At 75.9% G+C, this 21,019-nt stretch carries 21 protein-coding genes; 9 read left to right on the top strand and 12 right to left on the bottom strand.

Annotated features, from left to right (window positions below; genetic code table 11):
* Positions 1-157: 157 nt before the first annotated feature.
* Complete coding sequence (locus KJP73_RS19120) at positions 158-466, top strand: hypothetical protein (protein WP_249668969.1); 309 nt, start codon at positions 158-160, stop codon at positions 464-466.
* A gap of 41 nt (positions 467-507) precedes the next feature.
* Here the strand turns inward: KJP73_RS19120 and KJP73_RS00780 are convergent, their stop codons facing one another.
* Positions 508-1,959 (bottom strand): basic amino acid/polyamine antiporter, encoded by a 1,452-nt coding sequence (locus KJP73_RS00780; RefSeq protein WP_213280811.1) that lies wholly within the window; start codon positions 1,957-1,959, stop codon positions 508-510.
* A gap of 194 nt (positions 1,960-2,153) precedes the next feature.
* Here KJP73_RS00780 and lysX point away from each other — a divergent pair, with 194 nt between their 5' ends.
* The 3 genes from lysX to KJP73_RS00765 are packed head-to-tail and all read left to right on the top strand — an operon-like array spanning position 2,154 to position 7,425.
* Positions 2,154-5,504: a bifunctional lysylphosphatidylglycerol synthetase/lysine--tRNA ligase LysX gene (gene lysX / locus KJP73_RS00775; protein ID WP_249668968.1), complete on the top strand. Its 3,351-nt coding sequence runs from the start codon at positions 2,154-2,156 to the stop codon at positions 5,502-5,504.
* Positions 5,501-6,328: a hypothetical protein gene (locus KJP73_RS00770; protein ID WP_213280810.1), complete on the top strand. Its 828-nt coding sequence runs from the start codon at positions 5,501-5,503 to the stop codon at positions 6,326-6,328. Before lysX ends, KJP73_RS00770 begins: the two co-directional genes overlap by 4 nt.
* The gene (locus KJP73_RS00765) at positions 6,325-7,425 is read left to right on the top strand and encodes an alpha/beta hydrolase (protein WP_213280809.1); all 1,101 of its coding nucleotides are present in this window, start codon (positions 6,325-6,327) and stop codon (positions 7,423-7,425) included. The genes KJP73_RS00770 and KJP73_RS00765 overlap by 4 nt, the downstream gene beginning before the upstream one ends.
* 6 nt (positions 7,426-7,431) lie before the next feature.
* On the opposite strand, the gene KJP73_RS00760 is transcribed toward KJP73_RS00765, so the two are convergent.
* Positions 7,432-8,232, bottom strand: a complete 801-nt coding sequence (locus KJP73_RS00760; protein WP_213280808.1) for a hypothetical protein — start codon at positions 8,230-8,232, stop codon at positions 7,432-7,434.
* The gene (locus tag KJP73_RS00755; RefSeq protein WP_213280807.1) at positions 8,229-9,149 is read right to left on the bottom strand and encodes an ABC transporter ATP-binding protein; all 921 of its coding nucleotides are present in this window, start codon (positions 9,147-9,149) and stop codon (positions 8,229-8,231) included. Before KJP73_RS00755 ends, KJP73_RS00760 begins: the two co-directional genes overlap by 4 nt.
* A gap of 170 nt (positions 9,150-9,319) precedes the next feature.
* Here KJP73_RS00755 and KJP73_RS00750 point away from each other — a divergent pair, with 170 nt between their 5' ends.
* Entirely contained in the window at positions 9,320-10,519 is a 1,200-nt protein-coding gene (locus KJP73_RS00750; RefSeq protein WP_213280806.1) for a sensor histidine kinase, read from the top strand.
* Positions 10,512-11,171, top strand: coding sequence for a response regulator (locus KJP73_RS00745; protein WP_213280805.1), 660 nt, complete (start codon positions 10,512-10,514; stop codon positions 11,169-11,171). Before KJP73_RS00750 ends, KJP73_RS00745 begins: the two co-directional genes overlap by 8 nt.
* 2 nt (positions 11,172-11,173) lie before the next feature.
* Here KJP73_RS00745 and KJP73_RS00740 read toward each other — a convergent pair whose 3' ends face one another.
* The 7 genes from KJP73_RS00740 to KJP73_RS00710 form a co-directional block, all read right to left on the bottom strand.
* The gene (locus KJP73_RS00740) at positions 11,174-12,022 is read right to left on the bottom strand and encodes a CPBP family intramembrane glutamic endopeptidase (RefSeq protein ID WP_213280804.1); all 849 of its coding nucleotides are present in this window, start codon (positions 12,020-12,022) and stop codon (positions 11,174-11,176) included.
* 94 nt (positions 12,023-12,116) lie between these two features.
* Positions 12,117-13,598, bottom strand: a complete 1,482-nt coding sequence (locus tag KJP73_RS00735) for a polysaccharide deacetylase family protein (protein WP_213280803.1) — start codon at positions 13,596-13,598, stop codon at positions 12,117-12,119.
* A 65-nt stretch (positions 13,599-13,663) separates the two neighbouring features.
* A complete protein-coding gene (locus KJP73_RS00730) occupies positions 13,664-13,915 on the bottom strand; it encodes a hypothetical protein (RefSeq protein WP_213280802.1) in 252 nt (83 codons plus the stop codon).
* Positions 13,916-14,165: 250 nt separating this feature from the next.
* Complete coding sequence (locus tag KJP73_RS00725) at positions 14,166-15,020, bottom strand: hypothetical protein (RefSeq protein ID WP_213280801.1); 855 nt, start codon at positions 15,018-15,020, stop codon at positions 14,166-14,168.
* Entirely contained in the window at positions 15,017-15,499 is a 483-nt protein-coding gene (locus KJP73_RS00720; RefSeq protein WP_213280800.1) for a YfbK domain-containing protein, read from the bottom strand. Before KJP73_RS00720 ends, KJP73_RS00725 begins: the two co-directional genes overlap by 4 nt.
* A 4-nt stretch (positions 15,500-15,503) precedes the next feature.
* Complete coding sequence (locus KJP73_RS00715; protein ID WP_213280799.1) at positions 15,504-15,803, bottom strand: hypothetical protein; 300 nt, start codon at positions 15,801-15,803, stop codon at positions 15,504-15,506.
* On the bottom strand, positions 15,800-15,970 hold the full coding sequence (locus KJP73_RS00710; protein WP_213280798.1) for a hypothetical protein: 171 nt from the start codon (positions 15,968-15,970) through the stop codon (positions 15,800-15,802). The genes KJP73_RS00715 and KJP73_RS00710 overlap by 4 nt, the downstream gene beginning before the upstream one ends.
* Before the next feature lie 181 nt (positions 15,971-16,151).
* Here KJP73_RS00710 and KJP73_RS00705 point away from each other — a divergent pair, with 181 nt between their 5' ends.
* Together KJP73_RS00705 and KJP73_RS00700 are read left to right on the top strand one after the other, a co-directional pair.
* Complete coding sequence (locus tag KJP73_RS00705; RefSeq protein WP_213280797.1) at positions 16,152-16,412, top strand: hypothetical protein; 261 nt, start codon at positions 16,152-16,154, stop codon at positions 16,410-16,412.
* A gap of 8 nt (positions 16,413-16,420) precedes the next feature.
* A complete protein-coding gene (locus KJP73_RS00700) occupies positions 16,421-18,127 on the top strand; it encodes a metallophosphoesterase family protein (RefSeq protein ID WP_249668967.1) in 1,707 nt (568 codons plus the stop codon).
* A gap of 43 nt (positions 18,128-18,170) precedes the next feature.
* On the opposite strand, the gene KJP73_RS00695 is transcribed toward KJP73_RS00700, so the two are convergent.
* Positions 18,171-18,614 carry a response regulator gene (locus KJP73_RS00695; RefSeq protein ID WP_249668966.1) on the bottom strand — a complete coding sequence of 148 codons (444 nt, stop codon included), beginning with the start codon at positions 18,612-18,614 and terminating at the stop codon, positions 18,171-18,173.
* Between the two features lie 142 nt (positions 18,615-18,756).
* On the opposite strand from KJP73_RS00695, the gene bsh reads away from it, so the two are divergent.
* Positions 18,757-19,713, top strand: coding sequence for a choloylglycine hydrolase (bsh, locus tag KJP73_RS00690; RefSeq protein ID WP_213280796.1), 957 nt, complete (start codon positions 18,757-18,759; stop codon positions 19,711-19,713).
* Between the two features lie 19 nt (positions 19,714-19,732).
* Here bsh and KJP73_RS00685 read toward each other — a convergent pair whose 3' ends face one another.
* Positions 19,733-20,977 carry a TetR/AcrR family transcriptional regulator gene (locus KJP73_RS00685; RefSeq protein WP_213280795.1) on the bottom strand — a complete coding sequence of 415 codons (1,245 nt, stop codon included), beginning with the start codon at positions 20,975-20,977 and terminating at the stop codon, positions 19,733-19,735.
* Positions 20,978-21,019: the final 42 nt, after the last annotated feature.

Here is a 21,019-nt window from a genome sequence, read left to right as displayed (position 1 = left end):
GCCGACCGCGGTCGCCGGTTCCGCGGTCGGTTCTGGGGCTCGTGGGTCTGGTACCTCCTGGGGGCCGTGGTCGTCCTCGGTGCAGGCTCGGCGCTCTACGTCGCCACCGGCGACATCACGATCATGGGTGCCGCGAGCCTGGTCGGGATGGCGGGGGGTGTGCTGGGCGTTCTACCGGTTCGTCGACCGCGAGCTGGATCTCGACTCCGCCCTCGGCCAGCTGGAGGTGCTCGCCGTCGCCGTGGCCACGAGCGGCGCGGCCCTGCTGATCGCCGCGAACATCAGCACCTGCTCCTGCACCACCGTCGACACCGATACGTCGAGCGTGCCCCGGGCGTGGGCCCGCAAGTCCACGCCCCCGACGCTGGTGGGCCGCGTCTCCCGCGGCTGGGCGCCGAAGCACCTGCCCGCCGGCGCGGTAGAGCCGCTCGCGACAAGGGCCGACGCACCCGCCACCCGGTCGTGACCGGACGTCGACGGGCCGGTGCCGGCCGGTCCGGCCGCGGGTCAGACCTCGATCCGCCCCGTCACCAGCCCGACGACCGCCACCACCGCCAGCACCGTCACCAGGACGCAGGCGATGCGCTCCGCCGGGCGCAGGCCGCCGCCGGCCCGGCGGACCCGCAGGTGCAGGACGCTCGCCGGGGCGTAGACCAGGCAGGTGAGCAGCAGGTACCCGAGCCCGCCGGCCCAGACCAGGAACACCGCGTAGACCACGGTGACCACCGCGAGCAGAACCCAGCCGCGCCGGTGCGGCGCCCCGCGGTCGGCGACCGCCACGCGCAGGGAGTACCCGGCCGACAGCAGGTAGGGCACGAGCACCAGGGACGAGCACAGCTCAACGGCGACGGTGAAGGCGTCGGTCGTCCCGAGCACGGTGAGCAGGAACAGCTGGACCAGGACCGAGGTCGCCGTGACCGCGGCCACGGGGGCGCCGCGGGCGTTCTCCCGCCCGAGCCACGCCGGCATGTCGCCGTCGCGGGCGGCCTGCACCACCACCTCGCAGCTCATCAGGGTCCACGCGAGGTAGGCGCCCAGCACCGACACGACGAGCCCGGCACCGACGAACGCCGCACCCGCGGGACCGAGCACGTGGGCGAGCACCCCGCCGACGGACGGCTGGTCGAGCGCCGCGATCTCGGCGACCGGGAGCACGCCGTAGGGCAGCAGCGTGACGAGCACGAACAGCGCCAGCACACCGACGAACCCGGTCACGGTCGCCGCGCCGACGTCGCGGCGGCGGCGCGCGAACCGGGAGTAGACGCTGGCGCCCTCGATGCCGATGAACACGAAGACGGTGATGAGCATGGTGGAGCGGACGTGGGCCAGGAGCGAGGCGTCCCCGGTGCCGAGGTTGGCCACCCAGACGGCCGGGTCGAACGCGGTCGCGGCGACGACGACGAACACCGCGAGCGGCACCAGCTTGGCCACGGTCACCACGCGGTTGATCGCGGTCGCGGACTGCACCCCACGCAGGATGAGCAGGTGGTAGACCCAGACGCCCGCCGACGCCACCGCGACGGCGGCGGGGGTCGCGCCGTCCTCGAAGGCCGGCACCCACGCGCCGACCGTCGAGGTGATGAGCACCCAGAACGCGACGTTGCCGACGACCGCGGACAGGAAGTACCCGGCGGCGGACAGGAAGCCGGCGTACCGCCCGAACCCCGCACGGGCGTAGGCGTACACGCCGGCGTCCAGGTCGGGGCGCCGGTCGGCGAGCCGCAGGAACGTCAGGGCGAGGGCGAGCGTGCCGGACCCGGCCACGACCCATGCCACGACCGTGCCGAGCACGCCGGTGCGCTGCGCGAACTCGCCGGGGAGGGAGAACACCCCCGCGCCGACCATGGACCCGACGACCAGTGCGGTGAGCGTCCAGCGCCCGAGGCGCGCGGCCGGCGGCGCCTCGGCGCCCGTCGTCGCGGTGCCGCTCACCGGGTCCTGCCCGCGGTCGTCCGGCATCCGTCGCCCATGTCGCCCCCCGTCGGTCACCCGGCGGGGCCGGGACGCAGGCAGCATCGCACGCCGGGCCGTGCCGCACCCGTTGCGTGCGCGGTGCCGGACGGGCAGGCTCGCGGTACCCGCCCCGGGGCGGGCCAGGGTCCGGGGGCTGCGTGCACGGCCCCTCGATTTCGGTCGGGTCGAGGGGGTTGCCTGTGACGAGCACGCAGACGGTCGGGACCATGGTGCAGGAGCGCGTCGAGGCGCCTCCTGCCGGTGAGACCCCGGAACATCCTGACCAGGGCACGGACCGCTGGACGCAGGTCGTGTCCGGCGGCGTCCGCCGGGTCGTGCAGGGCTTCGCGGCGTGGCAGGTCCTGGCGCTGCTGCTGTTCCCGCTGGCGCCGGGCGTGGTCCGGACGGTGGGCCGGTGGCTGTCGGTGACGAACCTGCCGAGCCTGCCGAGCTTCTTCTCGCTCGTGCTGCTGGTGCTGGTCGCCTCCGGCCTGGTCCGACGGCTCCGTGCCGCGCTCTGGGCGGTCGTGCTGCTGTGGCAGCTGCCGGTCGCGGTGGCGGGCCTGTCGGCGGGACTCCTGTGGCTGATCGCGCCGGACGAGCGGACCGAGCTCGGGTTCGCCCCGCGGGACTGGGTCGCGGTGGTCGTCGCGCTCGTCGCGGTGCCCGTGCTGCTCAGCGTCCGCCGGGCGTTCCCGGCGCGCGTGCGCCCGGGTGCTTGGTGGCGGTCCCTTCTGGTGGCGCTGCTGGGCGTGGTGCTCGGCACGCTGCTGGCCTTCGGCCTGCTGCGACTGGTGCGGCACGAGCTGCCGTCAACCGCGGACCAGCTGCGGTGGTCGCTGGCGCACACGCTGGGGGCGCACGGCTCGGCGCTGGACACGGCGACGGTGGTCGCCGCGCCCGCGTGGGTCGGCGCCGTCGGCGGCCTGGTCGCGGCCGCCGGGCTCGTCCTCGCGCTCGCCCTGTTCACCCGGTCCCGGCCGCGCACCGGAGCCGACGCGGCCAGCGACCGGCTCCAGGTGCGCCGGCTGCTCCTGACCCACGGTGCGGCCGACTCGCTCGGCTACTTCGCCACCCGCGACGACCGGTCCACGGTGTTCTCCGCCGACCGCGCCGCCGCGGTGTCGTACCGGGTGGTGGCAGGCGTCGCCCTGGCGGCCGGGGACCCGCTCGGGGATCCCGCGGCGTGGCCGGACGCGGTCGTCCGATGGCTGGCGCTGGCGCGCAGCTACGGCTGGGTGCCGGCCGTCACCTCGACGACCGAGGCCGGCGCGCGCGCGTACCGCGATGCCGGGCTGCACCCGGTGGCGATGGGGGACGAGGCCGTGATCGTGACGCGGTCCTTCGACCTCGCCGCCCCGGCGATGCGCGGGGTGCGCCGGGCCGTCGACCGCGGCAGGACGGCGGGGTACGTCGTGCGCGTGCGCCGGCAGGGCGACGTCCCCGCGGCGGAGCAGGCCGAGCTGGTCGCGGCGGCCGACCGGTGGCGGCACGGCGAGGAGCGGGGCTACTCGATGGCGCTCGACCGGCTCGGGTCGCCTGTCGACCCTCGGGAGGTGGTGGTCACGGCCCACGACGCCGACGGTGCGCTCCGGGGTCTGCTGTCCTTCGTGCCCTGGGGCCGGCGCGGCCTGTCGCTGGACGTCATGCGCCGGTCGCCCGAGGCCGTGGCCGGCGTCACCGAGCTGATGGTCGCCGGACTGGTCGCCGCCGGCGGCGACCTCGGCGTCGACCGGATCTCGATGAACTTCGCCATGTTCCGCGAGACGTTCCAGCTCGGCGAGCGCGTCGGCGCCTCACCCGTGCAGCGGCTCAACCGCCGCGTCCTGCTGCTGGCCTCGCAGTTCTGGCAGCTGGAGCAGCTGTACCGCTCGAACGAGAAGTACCTGCCCGAGTGGCAGCCGCGGCTCCTGTGCTACGAGTCGGCCGGCCACCTGACGCGCGTCCTGCTCGCGCTCGGACAGGCCGAAGGGTTCCTCCCGCGGCCGCGCTGGGCGGGCGCCGAGCAGCCGGCGCTGCCGGCCACCGACGACCCGACCTTCCCGGCGGCGGTCGCCGCGCAGGAGGCCGAGCTGCTCGCCGTCCCGGTCCCCGAGCGCCGGCTGACGCAGCAGCAGGCGGCCCGGCACGCCAAGCTCGGCGTGCTGCGGGCCGCCGGCATGGACCCGTACCCGGTGGGCGTCCCGCGCACCCACACGGTCGCCGCCGCCCGTGACGTGCCCCTCGGAGGCCCGGAGGTCTCGGTGGCCGGACGCGTGGTCCGCCTGCGCGACCTGGGTGGGGTGGTGTTCGCGGTGCTGCGCGAGGGCACGGCCGAGGTCCAGGCGGTGCTCGCCGCCGACGGCACGGCGGACCTCGCGCTGTGGCGGCGGGCCGTGGATCTCGGGGACCACGTCGGCGTGACGGGCCCGCTGACCCGCAGCCGCTCGGGCGAGCTCAGCATCGCCGTGACCGCCTGGCGGATGGCGGCGAAGGCGCTGACCCCGCCGCCCGACAAGCGGCACGGGCTCGCCGACCCCGAGGCGCGGGTGCGGCTGCGGCACATGGACCTCGCGCTGCACGACGGCGCGGCCGAGCTGCTGAGGGCGCGCTCGCTGGCCGTCTGGTCGATCCGGTCCGAGCTGGTGGCGCGCGGCTTCCTCGAGGTCGAGACGCCGATCCTGCAGCGCATCCACGGCGGGGCGAACGCCCGCCCGTTCACCACGCACATCAACGCGTACGACCTGGACCTGTACCTGCGCATCGCACCGGAGCTGTTCCTCAAGCGGCTGATGGTCGGCGGCGCGGGGAAGGTGTTCGAGGTGGGACGCAACTTCCGCAACGAGGGCGTGGACGCCACGCACAACCCCGAGTTCACCTCGATGGAGGCCTACGAGGCGTTCGGCGACTACAGCACCATGCGGGAGCTCACCCGCGAGCTGATCGTGGCCGCGGCGGTCGCCGTGCACGGCGAACCGGTCGCGCGCCGGCCGGACGGCACCCGGGTGCGGCTCGACCGGCCGTGGCCGGTCGTCACGGTGCACGACGCCGTGTCCCGCGCGCTGGGGCGCGAGGTGAGCCCGGACCTGCCGCTGGACGAGCTGCGGGCGCTGTGCACGGCGCACGGCGTCGGCTGGGAGCCGGCCGAGACGCACGGGGCGCTGGTCACCGAGCTGTACGACCGGTTCGTCGAGGGGCAGACGGACGCGCCGACCTTCTACACGGACTTCCCCGTGGAGACCTCGCCGCTCACCCGCGCGCACCGGCACGACCCGCGCCTGGCCGAGCGCTGGGACCTGGTCGCGTTCGGCGCCGAGCTCGGCACCGCGTACTCCGAGCTCGTCGACCCGGTCGAGCAGCGCCGGCGGCTCACGGAGCAGTCCGTCCTCGCCGCCGCCGGGGACCCCGAGGCGATGGAGGTCGACGAGGAGTTCCTCTCCGCGCTCGAGTTCGCGATGCCGCCGAGCGGCGGCGTCGGGATCGGGGTGGACCGCGTCGTCATGACGCTGGTGGGCGGCACCATCCGGGACACGCTCGCCTTCCCGTTCGTCCGGCCGCAGGGGCGGGCATGATCCTGCCCCTGCTCGCGGCCGCCGGGGCGGCTGTCGGGTACGGCGTCAGCACCGTCATGCAGGCCGTCGGCGCGCGCCGGGCGGGCGGCGTCGGCGCGCTGCGCCAGCGCCTCGTGCTCGTGGCGCTCGGCCTGGACGGCCTGGCGTGGCTGCTGTCCCTGCTGGCGCTGGACGCGCTGCCGCTGTTCGTGGTCCAGGCGGTGCTCGCCTCCTCCGTGGTCGTGGTGGTCATCGGCGCCCGCGTCGTGCTGCACGCGCCCACCCGGCCACGGGACTGGGTCGCCGTCGGCGTCGTCATCGCCGCGCTCGCGGTCGTCGCCGGAGGCTCCGGGGAGCAGCCCGCGCCCGCGCCCCCGTCCGGGTTCACCACCGGCATGCTCGTCGCGACCGGCGCCCTGGTCCTGGTGACGCTGCCCGCGTACCGGCGGGGCAGCGCCCCGCTGCTGGCGCTGCTCAGCGGGCTGGGCTACTCCGGCGCCGCGATCGCCGCGCGCGCGGCCCACGCCTCGGGCCCGCTGCTCGACACGGTGCTGCAGCCGCTCGCCGCCGTCATCGTCGTCTGCGGCGCGGTCGGCGTGCTGGCCTACCTGCGCGCGCTCGAGCGCGGCTCCGTCGGCGGGTCCGCCGCCGTCCTCTCCGTCGTCGAGGTCGTCGTGCCGGGAGCCGTCGGTCTGGTCCTGCTCGGGGACGTCATCAAGCCCGGCTGGGCGCTGCCCGTCGCGGTGGCGCTCGCCGCGGCGCTCGCGGCCTGCGCGGTGCTCGCGTCCAGCCCCGCCAGCGCGACGGCGGAGGACCCGGGGCGCGAGGCGGGGGCACGGGCGTGAGGACCACCGCCGCCGGCGCCGAGGTGCCCGCGTGGCCGGGATGGCTCGTGCTGGCGCTGCTCGGGCTGGCGACGGTCGGCGCGGTCGTGCTGGTGGTCCGCGCGGCGCGGGGACGGCGACGCCGGCACCGCCGGTGGGTCCCGGGCGCGGCGCTCGGCGGCGCGGGGGTCCTGGTGCTGCTCGCCGTGACGGCCGTCGTCGCCAGCGGCGTCGCGAGCGGCTACCTCACCGACCTGCGGTCGTTCGCCCTCGTGCTTCACGCCGCGTCCGGCCGGGACGCACCGGAGGTGCCCGCGGGCCGTCCTGCCGACCCGCCGCGGCCCACGACCGACGCCACCGGCGTCGCGTGGCAGGTGACCGTGCCCTCCGGCGCCGCCGGCGTCCCCGACGCGGGGACCTGGGTGTACGTGCCGCCGGGCTACAGCCAGCACCCCGACCGGCGGTATCCCGTCGTGTACCTGCTGCACGGGTCGCCGGGGACCGGCTCGGACTGGGTCGCCGCGGGGCACGTCGACCGGACCCTCGACGCGCTGGTGGCCTCGGGTGCGGTGCCGCCCGTCGTCGTCGTGATGCCCGACGTGGATCTGGGGCTCGAGGACGAGCCCGTCGACTACCCGCCCCCGGGTGCCGCGCGGGGCACGTTCGTGGTGCACGACGTCGTGCCGTGGGCGGACGCGCACCTGCGGACCGTGCCCGACGCGCCGCACCGGGTCGTCGGCGGGATGAGCGCCGGCGGGTTCGGGGCTCTGCTGCTCGCCCTCGAGCACCGCGACGTGTTCGGCGGGGTGGTCGACCTGATGCCGTACCTGGAGCCGGTGGCGCCCGCGCTGCGCGTGGACCCCGGTGCGCTGGCCGCGGCGTCGCCGCTCGTGGTCGTCCCGCGTGCGGGAGACCTGCGCGACCTGCCGGTGTTCCTCGGGGTGCCCTCCGCGGACGACCCGACCGAGGGGCCGCGCGTCGCCGACGCGCTGCGGGCCGCGGGTGCCCCGGTCGCCCTGCGGCGGTACGACGCGGGGCACGACTGGTCGGGCGTCCGGCGGATGACCCCGGAGGCCCTCACCTGGATCGCGACCCGGATGGGGTGGCCGGCGGAGTAGGCCCCGTCACACGTCGCGGCGCCGCACCACCGCGACGGTCAGCACCAGCCAGGCGACGGTCCACACGACCACCGCGACCACGGCGGCGCCGAACGACAGCTGCCCGTCCGGGTGCCCGGGGAGCTCCAGGGGCGTCGACGCGGGCCCGGGGATGGTCCGGGCGAACCACTGGACCACCTCGACCGGGATGGCCTGCAGCAGCGCGGGCAGCACGTACAGGAACCCCAGCGCCGCCGCGAAGGCCCCGATGCTGGACCGGACGACCATCCCGAGGCACATCGCGATCGTGCCCGCGGCGGCGGCGTACAGGGCGGTGCCGACCAGGACGCGCACGACGCCGGGATCGCCCAGGCCCGCCGGCTGCTGCCCGCCGAGCACCAGGGCACCGACCAGGTACGAGATCACGTTGACCGCCAGGACCACGACGAGCAGCGTGGCCGCCACGAGCACGGCCTTCGCGAGCACCACGGGCGTGCGGCGCGGTACCACGGCGAAGGTGGTCTGCACCGCCCCCCGCTCGTACTCCGCCGTTCCGACGACCGTTCCCAGCTGCAGCGTCAGCAGCAGGGGCACCCAGCTGATCGAGGTCACGCCGGAGAGCGCTGCGGCCGTCAGGTCCGCGTGCGCCGCGCCCGCGGTGTCCGTGGTGGCGGCGACGATCGCGGCGATCACCACCGGCAGCACCACGACCAGGGCCAGCAGCCAGCGGGTCGAGCGCAGTCCACGGGCCTTGATCGCCTCCGCGCGCAGCAGCCCGCTGAAGTCCAGGCGGGCGCGGCTCTCGGTCGTCCCCGTCGTCGCGGTCATCGCTGCTCCCCCTGGGTGCGGTACTCCACGGCGTCCTTGGTCAGCTCGAAGAACGCGTCCTCGAGCGAGGCCTGCTGCGGCACCAGCTCGGCGAGGACCGTGCCGGTGGCGGCGGCCGCACGGCCCACCTGCTCGCTGTCCAGGCCCGTCACGACCAGGGCGCCGTCCAGCGCGGCCACGCTGCCTCCCGCGGCCGTGACGGCGGCGGTCAGCCCCGACGCCGGCTCCCCGCCCGCCAGGCGCACGCGCACGCTCCGGCCCGTCGCGGCAGCCACGACCTCGTCGATCGGCCCCGCCGCGACCAGCCGGCCGCGCCCGAGCACGACGACGTCGTCGGCGGTCTGGGCCATCTCGCTCATCAGGTGGCTGGACAGCAGCACGGTCGTCCCGCCCGCCGCGAGCCCGCGCACCAGCTGGCGCACCCAGTGCACCCCGTCGGGGTCCAGGCCGTTGACCGGCTCGTCGAGCACGAGCACCCGGGGCCGGCCCAGCAGCGCGGCGGCGATCCCCAGCCGCTGGACCATGCCGAGCGAGTACGTCCCGATCCGGCGGCCCGCGGGGGCGGACATGCCGGTGAGCTCGAGCACCTCGTCCACCCGCCGACCGGGCAGGTGGTGCGTGGCCGCGAGCGCCTCCAGGTGGTTGCGCCCGGTGCGCCCCGGGTGGACCGCGTGGGCGTCGAGCATCGCGCCCACGGTCGTGAGCGGGGCGGGGTCGTCGACGAACGACCGGCCCTCGATCCGCACGGTGCCGCTGGTCGGCCGGTGCAGCCCGAGGATCATCCGCATCGTCGTGGACTTGCCGGCCCCGTTCGGCCCGAGCAGGCCCGTGACCCTGCCGCTGCCCGCGGTGAACGTCACGTCCGCCACGGCGGCCGTGCTCCCGTACCGCTTCGTGAGCCCGACGACCTCGATCACGAGGTGGCTCCCGGTGTCGTGCGCTGCTGGGCCATGCCTGCCTCCCCGACGTCCGTCACGAGCCTGCGGGCCCGCCCGGTGCGAGTGAACAGGCTCCCGACGGCTTTGTCATCCGGGCGGGGACCGTGGCGCCAGGCGTCCCCGGGCCGGCGACGCCCTACGCTGACGGCGTGATCGAGCAGCCGGAACGGGCCGAGGCGGTCCGCCTCGGTGCGGCGGCCCTGGCCGGTGCTGCCGCGCTCGCGGCGTCCGCGGTGCAGTCGCCCGGGGAGCCGGCGCTGCGCTGGGTGGTCGACGGCGTGCTGGGCGCCGGGGTGCTGGCCCTGCTGCCGCTGCGCCGTCGGCACCCGGTCGCGGTGGCGGTGGTCGTGGTGCTGGCGTCGTCCGTCCTCGCCTCCGTGTTCGGGTCGGTCGTGCTGGCGGTCGTGTCGCTGGCGGCCCGGCGCCGGTGGCGGTCGGTCCTGGGCGTCGGGCTGGTGTTCGTCGCGGTCACGGTGGTCGAGGACCTGGTGACCGGCCGCGCGGTGGTCGCCTGGCGGCAGGGGGTGTTCGCCGCCCTGCTGTACGCGGCCGGTGTCGGCCTGGGCGCCTACCTCGGCAGCCGGCGCGACCTGCTCGCTGCCCTGCGCGGGCGCGCCGACGCGGCGGAGCGCGAACGGGCGGCGGCGGAGCGGGAGAGGGCCGCCGTCGAGCGCGCGCAGGCGGCGCGCGTCGAGCAGGCCCAGGTCGCCGAGCGGACGCGGATCGCCCGGGAGATGCACGACGTCCTCGCGCACCGGATCTCCCTGGTCGCGCTGCACGCCGGTGCGCTCGCGTTCCGCACCGACGTGCCGGACGCGGAGCGGGTCGCGACCGCGACCGTGGTGCGCGACAACGCGAACCTCGCGCTCGCGGAGCTGCGCCAGGTCCTGGGTGTCCTGCGGGCCGGCGTCGACGTGCTCGAGCCGCCGCAGCCGACGCTCGCCGCGCTGGACGACCTCGTCGCCGAGGCGGCGGCGGTCGGCGACGCCTCGGTCGAGGTCGTCGTGCCGGACTCCACCCGCGCGGCCGTGGCGACGTTGCGGGCCCCGGTGAGCCGGGACGCGTACCGGATCGTCCAGGAGGGGCTGACCAACGCCCGCAAGCACGCCCCGGGTGCGCCCGTCCGGGTGTCGGTCGGCGGGGGACCCGGCGGGTTGCTCACGGTCGAGGTACGCAACGGGGCGACGACCCGGCCGCCCGCCGGGGTCGGGGGATCAGGCACGGGCCTGGTGGGAGTGGCGGAACGGGTGCGGCTCGCCGGGGGGCGGCTGGACCACGGGCCGGTCGACGACGGCGGGTACCGGCTGCACGCCGTGCTGCCCTGGGACGAGGAGGAGCAGGATGGCTGAGGCCCCGGTCCGGGTGCTGCTGGTGGACGACGAGGAGCTCGTGCGCACGGGGCTGCGGCTGGTGCTCGGTGCCGACCCCGCCGTCGAGGTGGTCGGCGAGGCGGAGGACGGCGAGCAGGCCGTGCGCCTCGTCGCCCGTACGGAGCCGGACGTCGTGCTGATGGACATCCGCATGCCCCGGATGGACGGGCTCACGGCGCTCCGCCGGATGCGGGAGGACCGCCCCCGCCTCGCGGTCGTGGTGCTCACGACCTTCGACACGGACGACATGGTGCTGACGGCGCTCCGGGACGGCGCCACGGGGTTCCTGCTCAAGAACACCTCGCCCCCGGATCTGGTGGCCGCGGTGCGCGCCGTGGCCGCCGGACGGCCGATGCTGTCACCGTCCGTCACCGCCCAGCTGATCCGAGCGGTCGGCAGCGGTCCTGACCGGACCACCACGGCCGACGCGCGGCACCAGCTGGAGACGCTGACGGAGCGGGAGCTCGAGGTCGCGCGGGCGGTCGCGCGCGGGCTGTCCAACGCCGACATCGCGACGGAGCTGTACATGAGCGTGGGCACCGTCAAGACCCACATCGGGCACCTGTTCGACAAGCTCGGGCTCGACAACCGCGTGCAGCTCGCCCTGCTCGTGCGCGACGCGGAGGCCTGAGCTCAGGCGGTGGCGGCGGCGCCGGACCGCTGCCGGAGGGACTCGCGGAGCACCGAGACCACCAGGGCCACGCTGAGCACGATGATGAGGCTGTTCGTCGCGACGGCCCAGACCGGGGCGTCCGGCGTCTCACCGTTCGTGACCGGCTGGATCTGGAGGGCGAAGTCGTTGAGCCCGTGCAGCAGCATCGCCGGCCACAGCAGCCCGGTGGCGCGGCGGAGCGCGTAGAAGACGACCCCGAAGCCCGCGGCGCCGGCGACCTGGAACGTGGTGGCACCCGCCGCGGCACCGTGCAGCAGGTTGAGGAAGTGCAGCGAGCCGAAGACGACGGCCGAGATGAGCAGTGCCGCGATCTCGGGGACGGAGCCGCGGGCGCCGGTCAGCAGGATGCCCCGGAGCCCCAGCTCCTCGGTGAAGCCCACGAGCAGCATGCCGACCAGGCTGACCAGCAGGAAGCTCGGTGCCGCGGACCAGTCGGCGGTGCTGAGCCCGCCGGCGACCACGACCACGTAGAGCACCGGGAACGCGAGCCACCAGCGGGGGATGCGGCGCTGCGGGCTCTCCCGCCAGACGGCCGGGCCCCAGCCGGACCACCGGACGAAGATCACGAGGAGCACCGCGATGATGCTGAGGGGCAGCACGTGGGTCCGCAGGAACGCCAGCGTCGGGTCGGTGATGTCACCGTCCCCGCTGCCCGGCAGCACGTCGTCGATCGCGATGAGCGCGGCGTACACGACGACGACGGCGAGTCCGACCAGCAGGTTCGGGCGCACCCGGGGCGTCGTGCCGGGCGCGAGCTCGGCGAGCTGGTCGGCGGTCCGGGGGCGGGTTCCCCGCAGGTTCTGGGTCATGGGACGAGCGAACCACCCCGGGCCGGTTCCCGCCGAGCGACCATCGTCCGCACATCCGTCCGACTGAAGTCGCAGCACCGTCCCGTGCACGCCGTCACCGCCGGAACAGCTCGGCACCGGGCTGCATCTCGGATCCGAGGAGCTCGGGCACCGTGACCAGCGTGTATCCCTGGGCGCGGAGCTGGTCGACGAGGGCCGGCACCGCCTGCACGGTGGACGGGTGCACGTCGTGCATCAGCACGATCGCACCCGGGTGCACGCCGTCGAGCGCCCGCCGGGCCGTCTCGGCCGCGTCCCGGTTCTTCCAGTCCTCCGTGTCGACGTCCCACAGCACCGCGGTCTCCCCGCGACCCGCGAGGACCGACAGCAGCTGGTCGTCGACGGCGCCGTACGGCGGGCGGACGAGCACCGGCGGTTCCCCGGTCGCGTCCGCGACCGCCCGGGCCGTGCGGTCGAGCTCGTCCGCGACCTGCTCGGGCCCGAGCGTGCGCAGGTCCGGGTGGGTCCAGGTGTGGTTGCCGATGACGTGGCCCTCGGCGTGCTCCCGGGCGACCAGGTCGGGGTACGCCTGCGCCTGCCGTCCCACGACGAAGAACGTCGCCGGCACGTCCCGGGCGGCGAGCTCGTCGAGGAGGGTGCCCGTGTCCGGGCCCGGGCCGTCGTCGAAGGTCAGCGCCACGCAGCGGGCGACCGCGCAGTCGACGGCCGGCCGGGGGACCGCCGCTCGCGCGCCGGCGGGCGTGGACGTCGGGGCGGGGGTCTCCGGCGCGGCGACGTCGGGCGGGGCACCGGAAGCCGCAGCGTCGCGGACCGTGCGCCCGGCGTCGCTGAGCAGCGGGGGTACGGCGGAGGGCGCGACCCGCACCGCGACCACCCCGGCGGCCGGGGCGGCGACCACGCCGCCGTCCAGCACGACCGTCAGGGAGCCGTCGTCGCTGAACCGCAGGTCCCGCGCCACCTCGTCGGGGTCCGGGTCCTCCTGGGCCAGGTCCGCCGCGCGCACGGCGTCGCCGACCAGGGCCGCGAGCGCGGCGCCGCCCGTGACCAGGTCAGCCGACGACCACGTGCGGTCCTGGGCGACGTCGGCGTAGAGGCTGCTGCGCCACGTCCTGGCATGCGCACCGCCCGTGTACTCCGTGATCGTCGTCCGCACCCCGAGGACGTCGTCCGCCGCCAGGACGGCGTCCTGCGCGACGTCGAGCGCGTTGCCGGCTCCGGGGCTCAGGGACTGCTCGTGCCGCGACACGGCGGCGTCGACGGCCTGCGACAGGGCCGCGTCGAGGTTCGGGCACACCGGGGCAGCGAGCGTCGACAGCGAGCGCTGGTCGTCCGGGTCTGCGGTCGACGACTGCCGTGCGACCAGGCCGGTCACCGTCCCCGGGGTGAGCGTGTCGGGCTCCGGGACCACGGTGGCGACCGGGGCGACCGCGGCGACCGCGGCGACCGGGTGCGCGCCGTGCGCGGCAGCGGTGGTGGTGCCGGGCCGGAGGACCACCACGGCCGCGATGAACAGCAGGACGGCCACGGGCACGCCGGCGGCGCGCGCCCGGTGCCGGGGCGGCACGGGTGAGGGCACGTGCCCGTGCGTCGCCGGTACGGGGTGCCGGCGGACCGGCCGCGTCGGACGGGACGGCCGCCCGGTCACAGCCCCGGCTCCTCAGCGACGATCAACGCCCACGCGAGGGCGGCGCGTGCCTGCTCCACGGAGGCTGCGGAGGCCTGCTCCCGCTCGCACGCGACACGCAGCAGCCGTGCTGCCGCCACGCGGTCGTCGACGCACTCGCGGTGCGCGCGGACCGCCTTGCGCAGGGCGCCGTAGGCGGCGGTGACCGGATCGCCCGCGACCGCAGGTCCGTCCGGGTTCGCGTGGTCGGTGCTGCGGTACCTCGTCATCGGGTCCTCCCGGGCCGGTGGTGCCCCCACCGTGGCGCCGCGCGCCTGGGCACCGCATCGACCGACGGTCTGCCGGCGCCTCTGCCGTAGGTCGTACGGGACGTCCCTCGGCCTTACGACCCACGGGCAGCAGACCGCGTGCCACGCTCCCGCGCCACGCGGAGAGCGACGAGCAGCCCCGGTCGCACGGGCGACCGGGGCTGCTCGGGTGCCGGGCGCGCGGGGGCGGCGCGACCGGCGGCTGGTGGGGTCAGCGGCTGCCGCGACGGCGGGCTGCCCGGACCCAGGTGACGAGCAGTGCACCGGCGGCGGCCAGCGCGGCGCCGGCGACGGCCACGGGCGCTGCCGGCGCCCCGGTCAGCGCGAGACGGGCCCCGGTGTGCTGCCGGGCCGGGGCTGCCGCGCGCTGCGGTGACGCCACCGCGACCGGAAACGTCGGGTGCGCGGCCGCCGGCGCGGGGGCCGGGACGCGCGGGGCGTCGGCGACCTGCGCCGGGGTGGGCGTGGTGGACGCGGCGGTGCGGACCGGCACTCCGCGCGGCGTCACCGTGCCGGTGGGCGGCACAGCCGTCGGCGGCACCGCCTCGGCCGGCGGGACGACGTCCGTCGGCGGCACCTGGTCGGTCGGGGGGACCACGTCGGTGGGCGGGACCACGTCGGTGGGCGGGACGACGTCGGTGGGCGGGACGACGTCGGTCGTGGTCACCGCCGGGTCCACGCAGACGGTGACGGCGAGGTACCCGGCGACGAACACCTCGCCGCCCAGCCGACCGCCGAGGACCTCGCCCGGGTGGGTGCTCTCGTCCGCGGATGTGGTCGTCAGGCTCCGGACGTGGGCGGTGTCGCCCTCGACCCACACCTGGTCGCGGTGCCGCACCAGGGTCACACCGGTGTCCCGGAGCGGGACCGACACCGGACCGTCGTCCCGGCCGAGGACATCGGCGGACACCTGGGTGCACCCGTCGTCCTCGGCGGCGCCTGCGAGCGCGGCGGCGCCCGGCAGCAGCACGAGGGTCGCACCGGTGACGAGCAGTGCCCGCGCCACGCCACGGGTGGCGGGGGAGGTCCTGCGGTGGACGGGGTGGCTGCCGGTCGAAGTGGTCATGAGACGAGCGTCGTCCTGAGGGCGCGGGACCTGGATCGCACCGGCGGCTGTCGCCGGGTGCGACTTTGGTCGCACCCGACGATCCCCTCCGCGGCAGGACGAGCAGAGCGACCTGCACGCCGTCGTCGAGCCCGAGCCTGTCGACCCGGGCTGGTCAGCCGGCGATCCGCTCGTACCTCTCGACGAGGCCGACCGACTCGGTGCGCAGACCGTAGGGGTCCTCCCCGAGAGCCTGCCTCCCTGGCACGGTCGTGGGCGCGGCCGGTGTCGGCTGCGTCGGCGTACTGGGACCCGGTCGCCACGAGGCCGAACTCGACGACGGCGGAGGCGAACCGGAAGTCGTCGGTCGGCGCGCGGGTGTACGCGTCGGCGCCGGCGCGGACGACGACCTCGGTGCTCTCGGTCGCCCCGGGGTCCTTGTAGCGGACGTGCGCGGTCAGGAAGTCGTCGGAGCCCGACGTCGCGTGGTGCTCCGACACCTGTCTATGTTGACGTACGTCGATGCGCCTCGGTGGCGTCCAGGGCGCGGACGCGGGTACCCCGCGCGCCGCTCGACGGTCGCCGGCGGAGGGCGACGACGACGACCGTCGCCGCCCACGGCGCACCCGCGCCGGCGATGATCGCGAGGTCGGTGGGGTCCTCGTGCACGGCGCAGCCCTGCGCCGGGGTGCAGTCGATCACCGCCGCGGGCGGGACGAGGGCCCCGTAGCCGGCCGAGCCGGCGATCCACGCGTAGGCAGCGATGCCGCCCCATCGCAGGGTGCGGCGCCAGGCCGGGCTCACCGCGGCTGCGTGCGGGACATGACGAACGTGATCACCCCCACGCCCGCGGGGAGGAGCGGCACGGCTCCGGACGGCCCGGGCGACCCCAGGACGAGCGCGACGGTGCCCAGCAGGCACGCGGCGGCGAGGGCGTCGAGCGCGAGCCGGGTGGTGCGCGGGCTGGGCATGGCGATCCGTCCGTCGAAGGGGCGCCACCAGCGTCGATCCGTCCGGCCGGGACCCGCGTCCGACTTCGGTCCAGGACGCGTCGGACCATCGGCCGGTCCGGGGACGACCGGCGGCCGATCCCGAGCCCGTGCCGCGCTGGGAGCGTGAGGGGCGTCGGCATCGCGGCACGAGGGAGGACACGTGAGCACCGAGGACGAGCAGGACCGCGCCGGCACGGCGCCGGCACCCGACTGCGCCGGGACGGGCGAGCCGATCATGGTCGCGTACGGCGAGCTCCGGCGGGCGGTCCGTGCGCACCGCCGTGCCCGCACCGACGCGGCCGCCGTCGGGCGGGTGCTGCACGTGGCCCGAGAGCACGAGCAGGCGGCGCGGGCGTCGGTCGCCCAGGCGCAGGCCGCCCTCGTCTGGGCGCTCGCTGTCGCACCGGCGCCGCGGCCGTGAACGCCGCCGTGCTCCTCCTGCCGGCGCTCGGAGCCGTCGTCGTGGTCCTCGCCGTCGGTGCGGTGCGGTGGGCGGAGCGCTCGGCTGACCGCGAGGAGCGCCCCCGTGCGTCGGGGGTGCACGGGGCGTGGTGGCGCAGCCTCGGAGCGTCGCACCTCGCACGGCGTGGGTCAGCGCGGTTCGCGGCGCGCGTGGCGCTCCTGGTCGGTGCGACCGCGGCGGCCCTCGTGGTCGGTGTGACGACGGCGAACGCGCCCGGTCGCTTCGGCCCGCACGAGGCTCGCTACGAGGTGACGGCCGACAGCACGGTGACCGTGGACGTCGGGCCGCTCGGCACCGTGCAGGTCGACTCGCCGCTCCCGCTCGGGCTGGGCGCGCGCGTCGAGGTCGCGGAGATCCCGGCCGGAGCCGGACCGCTCGCCGGCGACGACACCCTCGGCGCCCTGTCCGCCGACGTGCGGGAGTACGCGCAGCTCTTCGGGGCTCCTGAGGCGGCAGTGCACGACGCGGTCCGCGCACTGGCCGCGGACGCGGCCCGCCGCACCGGCCTCGTGCTGGTCGTGCTGATCGGCGGGTGGTTCGCCGGCCGCCGTCTGGTGGGCGCGGCGCGGATCGCGGAGCTGGCGGACGTCCTGCGGCGCACGCAGGTGCGGGCGGCTGCCGCCGGTGCCGCCGCGGCCCTGCTGCTCGTGGCCGGTGTCTCCACCACGGCGCACGCCCGCCCGCGCCCGGCCGGGGCGACGGCTTCGGCGGTCTTCGACGGCACGCCGCTCGAGGGTGCCCGCATCACCGGCAGGCTCGGTGGCCTGGTCGACACCTACGGCGGCATGGCGGTGGCGGCCTACCGGGAGAACCAGCAGTTCTACGCACGTGCAGACCGGTCGCTGACCGCGGCCTGGGACGGGTGGGCCGACGACCACCCCGCGTCCGGGGACCGTGCCGGCACCCAGACCACGGTGCTGGTGGTCTCGGACCTGCACTGCAACGTCGGCATGGCGCGGATCATCACGACGCTGACCCGGCTGTCCGGCGCGCAGGTCGTGCTCGACGCGGGGGACACCGTCATGAACGGATCGGGCATCGAGCGGTACTGCGCGACCACGTTCGCCGACGCGGTGCCGGACGGCGTCGACCTGGTCACCGCCCCGGGCAACCACGACTCGCCGGAGACGACCGCCGCCTATGCCGACGCCGGGGCGCTCGTCCTGGACGGGGAGGTGGTCGAGGTCGACGGCATGCGCCTGCTCGGCGCGCCCGACCCGCGCCAGGACCGCCTGCTGGCCGAGCCCACGCAGTCCGAGTCGCACGCGTCCGTCGGCGAGCGGCTCGGCCGGGTGGCGTGCGCGGACCCCGAGGGCGTCGACCTGGTGCTGTTCCACAACCCGCGCGTGGCGCCGACGCTCATGGCGGACGGGTGCGTGCCCGCCCTGGTGTCCGGCCACATGCACACGCGGACCGACCCCGAGCAGGTCGGCCACGGCATCCGGTACGTCTCCGGGTCGACCGCGGGCGCCCAGGAGAACGCCTCACGCCTCGGCCCGCTGAAGGGGACCGCGGAGCTGACCGTCCTGCACTGGGACCCGCGCACGCGCCGGATCACGGACTGGCAGCTCGTGGAGATCGGCACCGACGCGCGTGCGACCGTCGGGGAACGCCGGCCGTGGCCTCTGCCGATGCCCTGGACGATCGCGACACCGGACCAGGGCGGCCCGTGACGGCCGGCGTGTCGAGCCGGAGCACCGGTGTGGACGCGACGCGCTACGCGGTGCGCCGCGGCAGGCGGGCGACGTCGAGGTAGAACTGCCCGATCCGGCGCACGGCGTGGCTCAGCTCGTCCCAGTTCAGCGGCTTGGTGACGTAGGCGCTGGCGTGCGACGCGTACGACCGCAAGACGTCCTCCTCGGCGGCCGACGTGGTCAGGACGATGACCGGGATCGACGCGAGCCCCGGCTCACGCTTCACGTGGTCGAGGACCTCGCGGCCGTTGACCTTCGGCAGGTTCAGGTCGAGCAGGATCAGGTCGGGGCGCGGGGCGTCGGCGAACTCGCCGCGGCGGTGCAGGAAGTCGAGCGCCTGGACGCCGTCCTCGACGCTCCGCAGGTTCCCCGAGACGCCGTGCTCGTCGAACACCTCCTCGACCAGCAGCCGGTCGCCGGGGTCGTCCTCGATGAGCAGCACGCGGGCGTCGTGGGATGTGAGCACGGCCGAGTGTGACACGCCGGACGCCGCGGCGGTGCGGCGGTGCGGCGACGAGCGTGACTCATCCGCACGGTGTGAGGTCCGCGGTGTCGCGCCCGCCGCATCCTGGGTCTCGCACCACGTCATCGACGACAGGGGGAGCACCATGTGCACGGGAATCCGGTTCTCGGACGGCGACGGCCACGTCTACCTCGCCCGGAACCTCGACTGGACGAGCGGCTACGGGGAGCGGGTGGTCGTGACGCCCACGGGGTACGCCCCGCGGTCCCCGTTCGGGGCGGTGCCGAGCATCCGGCACGCGACCATCGGCATGGGCATCGTGGAGGAGGACACCCCGCTGTACTTCGACTGCGGGAACGACGCGGGCCTCGCCGTCGCGGGCCTCAACTTCCCGGGGTACGCGCAGTACGCGGCGGGGCCGGTCGACGGCGCGACCAACGTCGCCGCGTTCGAGCTCCCGCTCTGGGTGTGCTCGCAGTTCGGCAGCGTCGACGAGGTGGAGGCGGCCCTCGCGGACGTCGTGGTCGTCGACCGGCCGATCGACGACAGGTACCCGAGCTCGCTGCTGCACTGGATCGTCGCCGACGCGACGCGCGCGATCGTGGTCGAGCACACGGCCGACGGCATGCACGTGCTCGACGACGACGTCGACGTCCTGGCGAACCAGCCGGGGTTCTCGTGGCACCACGAGAACCTGCGCAACTACCTCAACACCTCGCCGGAGCTCCCCGAGGAGACGGTGCTCGGCGGGGCGCGGCTCACCCCGTTCGGCTCGGGGTCGCACATGCGCGGGATCCCCGGCGACTACTACTCGCCCTCCCGGTTCGTCCGCGCCGCGTACGTGAACGCGCACTACCCGCCGAAGCCGAGCGAGGAGGAGAACGTCAGCCGCGCGTTCCACACCCTGCAGCAGGTGGCCATGGTGGACGGCTGCGCCGCGATGGGCTCGGGCGAGTTCGAGAAGACGATCTACACCGGGCTGTTCTCGTCCCGGACGACGACGTACTACTGGAACACCTACGACGACCCCGCGATCCGCAGCGTGGCGCTCGCGGACCACAAGCCGGACGGGACGGAGCTCGTGGTCGCGCAGCCCGGGTGAGCACGGCGCGTCCGAGTGGTCACCGTGGCGCGGCGCCCGCCGTGGCCGCAGACGACCGCAGCCGCTCGAGGTGTCCTGCGATGAGCGCTCCCGGACCGACCGCGTCAGGGGCGTAGAACCACTGCATGTGGAGGCCGTCGAGCAGGCCCGTGACCCAGAGCGCCTCGAACCAGGGGTCTCGGTCCGGAGGGACTGTGCCCGACGCCTGCGCATGCTCCACGTCCTCGGCGAACGAGGCGATGAGCGTGCGGTAGCGCTCGGCGAAGTACGGGTGGGCGGGGTGGGACGGCACCGAGGCCTCGGTGCACAGCGTGGTCTGCAGCTGGATCAGGCCCGCCGTCGCCTCCAGGTTGCGTGCCACCCGCGCTGGCAGGGTCCACAAGGTGCTCGATCCCTCCCGACCCTCCGCGAGGGCCTGTTCCTGCCGCTCCAGCACGGCGACCAGCAGGCGTTCCTTGTCACCGAAGTGGTGCTTGAGCGTGGACGCGCCCGTGCCGACCATCGCCGCGATCTCCCGCAGGCTCGCGCCGTGGTAGCCGGACCTGGCGAACTGGTCGCTGGCGGCCGCGAGGATCTGCGCGCGCCGCGCCCGTCCGCTGGCGTACCCGGGCGCTCGGGGCGACGTGGCTGTCCGCGGGTCTGACGGGGGGAGTGGCGGCATGGGGTCCGCGGTCGCTCCGGTGCCCAGTGAGACCAGACGTCGCCGCAGCGCGTCGGGGACCTGGATCTCAGGGAGGTAGAGCGAGATCAGCTGGAGGCCGTCCCACGCCGCGGCCGTGCGCACACCCTCGGCGACGGGGTCGAGCCCCCCGCCCAGGTCGGACGCGCGCAGACGGAAGACGTCCGCGAACTGCGCACGCGCCGCCCCGTACCGTGCGGCCACCGCGGCGTGCTCGGGGTGGTCGGGGTACACGGCCAGGCCGACGAGGCCGAGGAGCAGCGAGGAGTAGCCCGGGGTCGCGGCGTTCCGGCGGGCGACGTGGACGAACGCGTCGAGCGACGTCGCCTCGGAGGACGGCAGGCGCCGGTTGGCGTCGTCCAGCCGGTCGACGACCGCGCGGAGCAGGTCGTCACCGGAGGAGAAGTGCCGCAGCAGGCCCGGGTGGCTGATGCCGGCTGCCGCGGCGATCTCGCGCAGCGACACCGCGCGGTACCCGCGTTCGGCGAACAGCGTGGCGGCGGCCTCGACGATCGCCTCGCGGGTGCGGGCCGTCGAGTCCTCGCGCGACCTCGTCGGTCGGACGTCGGTCGCAGCGTCGCTCATGCGGTCATCCTACGTGAGTTACCGGGCGTTGCATTTTGAGTT

Source organism: Cellulomonas hominis, assembly GCF_901521055.1.
In the GTDB taxonomy this organism is placed as follows: Bacteria; Actinomycetota; Actinomycetes; order Actinomycetales; family Cellulomonadaceae; genus Cellulomonas; species Cellulomonas endometrii.
The sequence above is the reverse complement of the archived record's forward strand: the minus strand, read 5'-3'. Positions and strand labels throughout refer to the sequence as shown.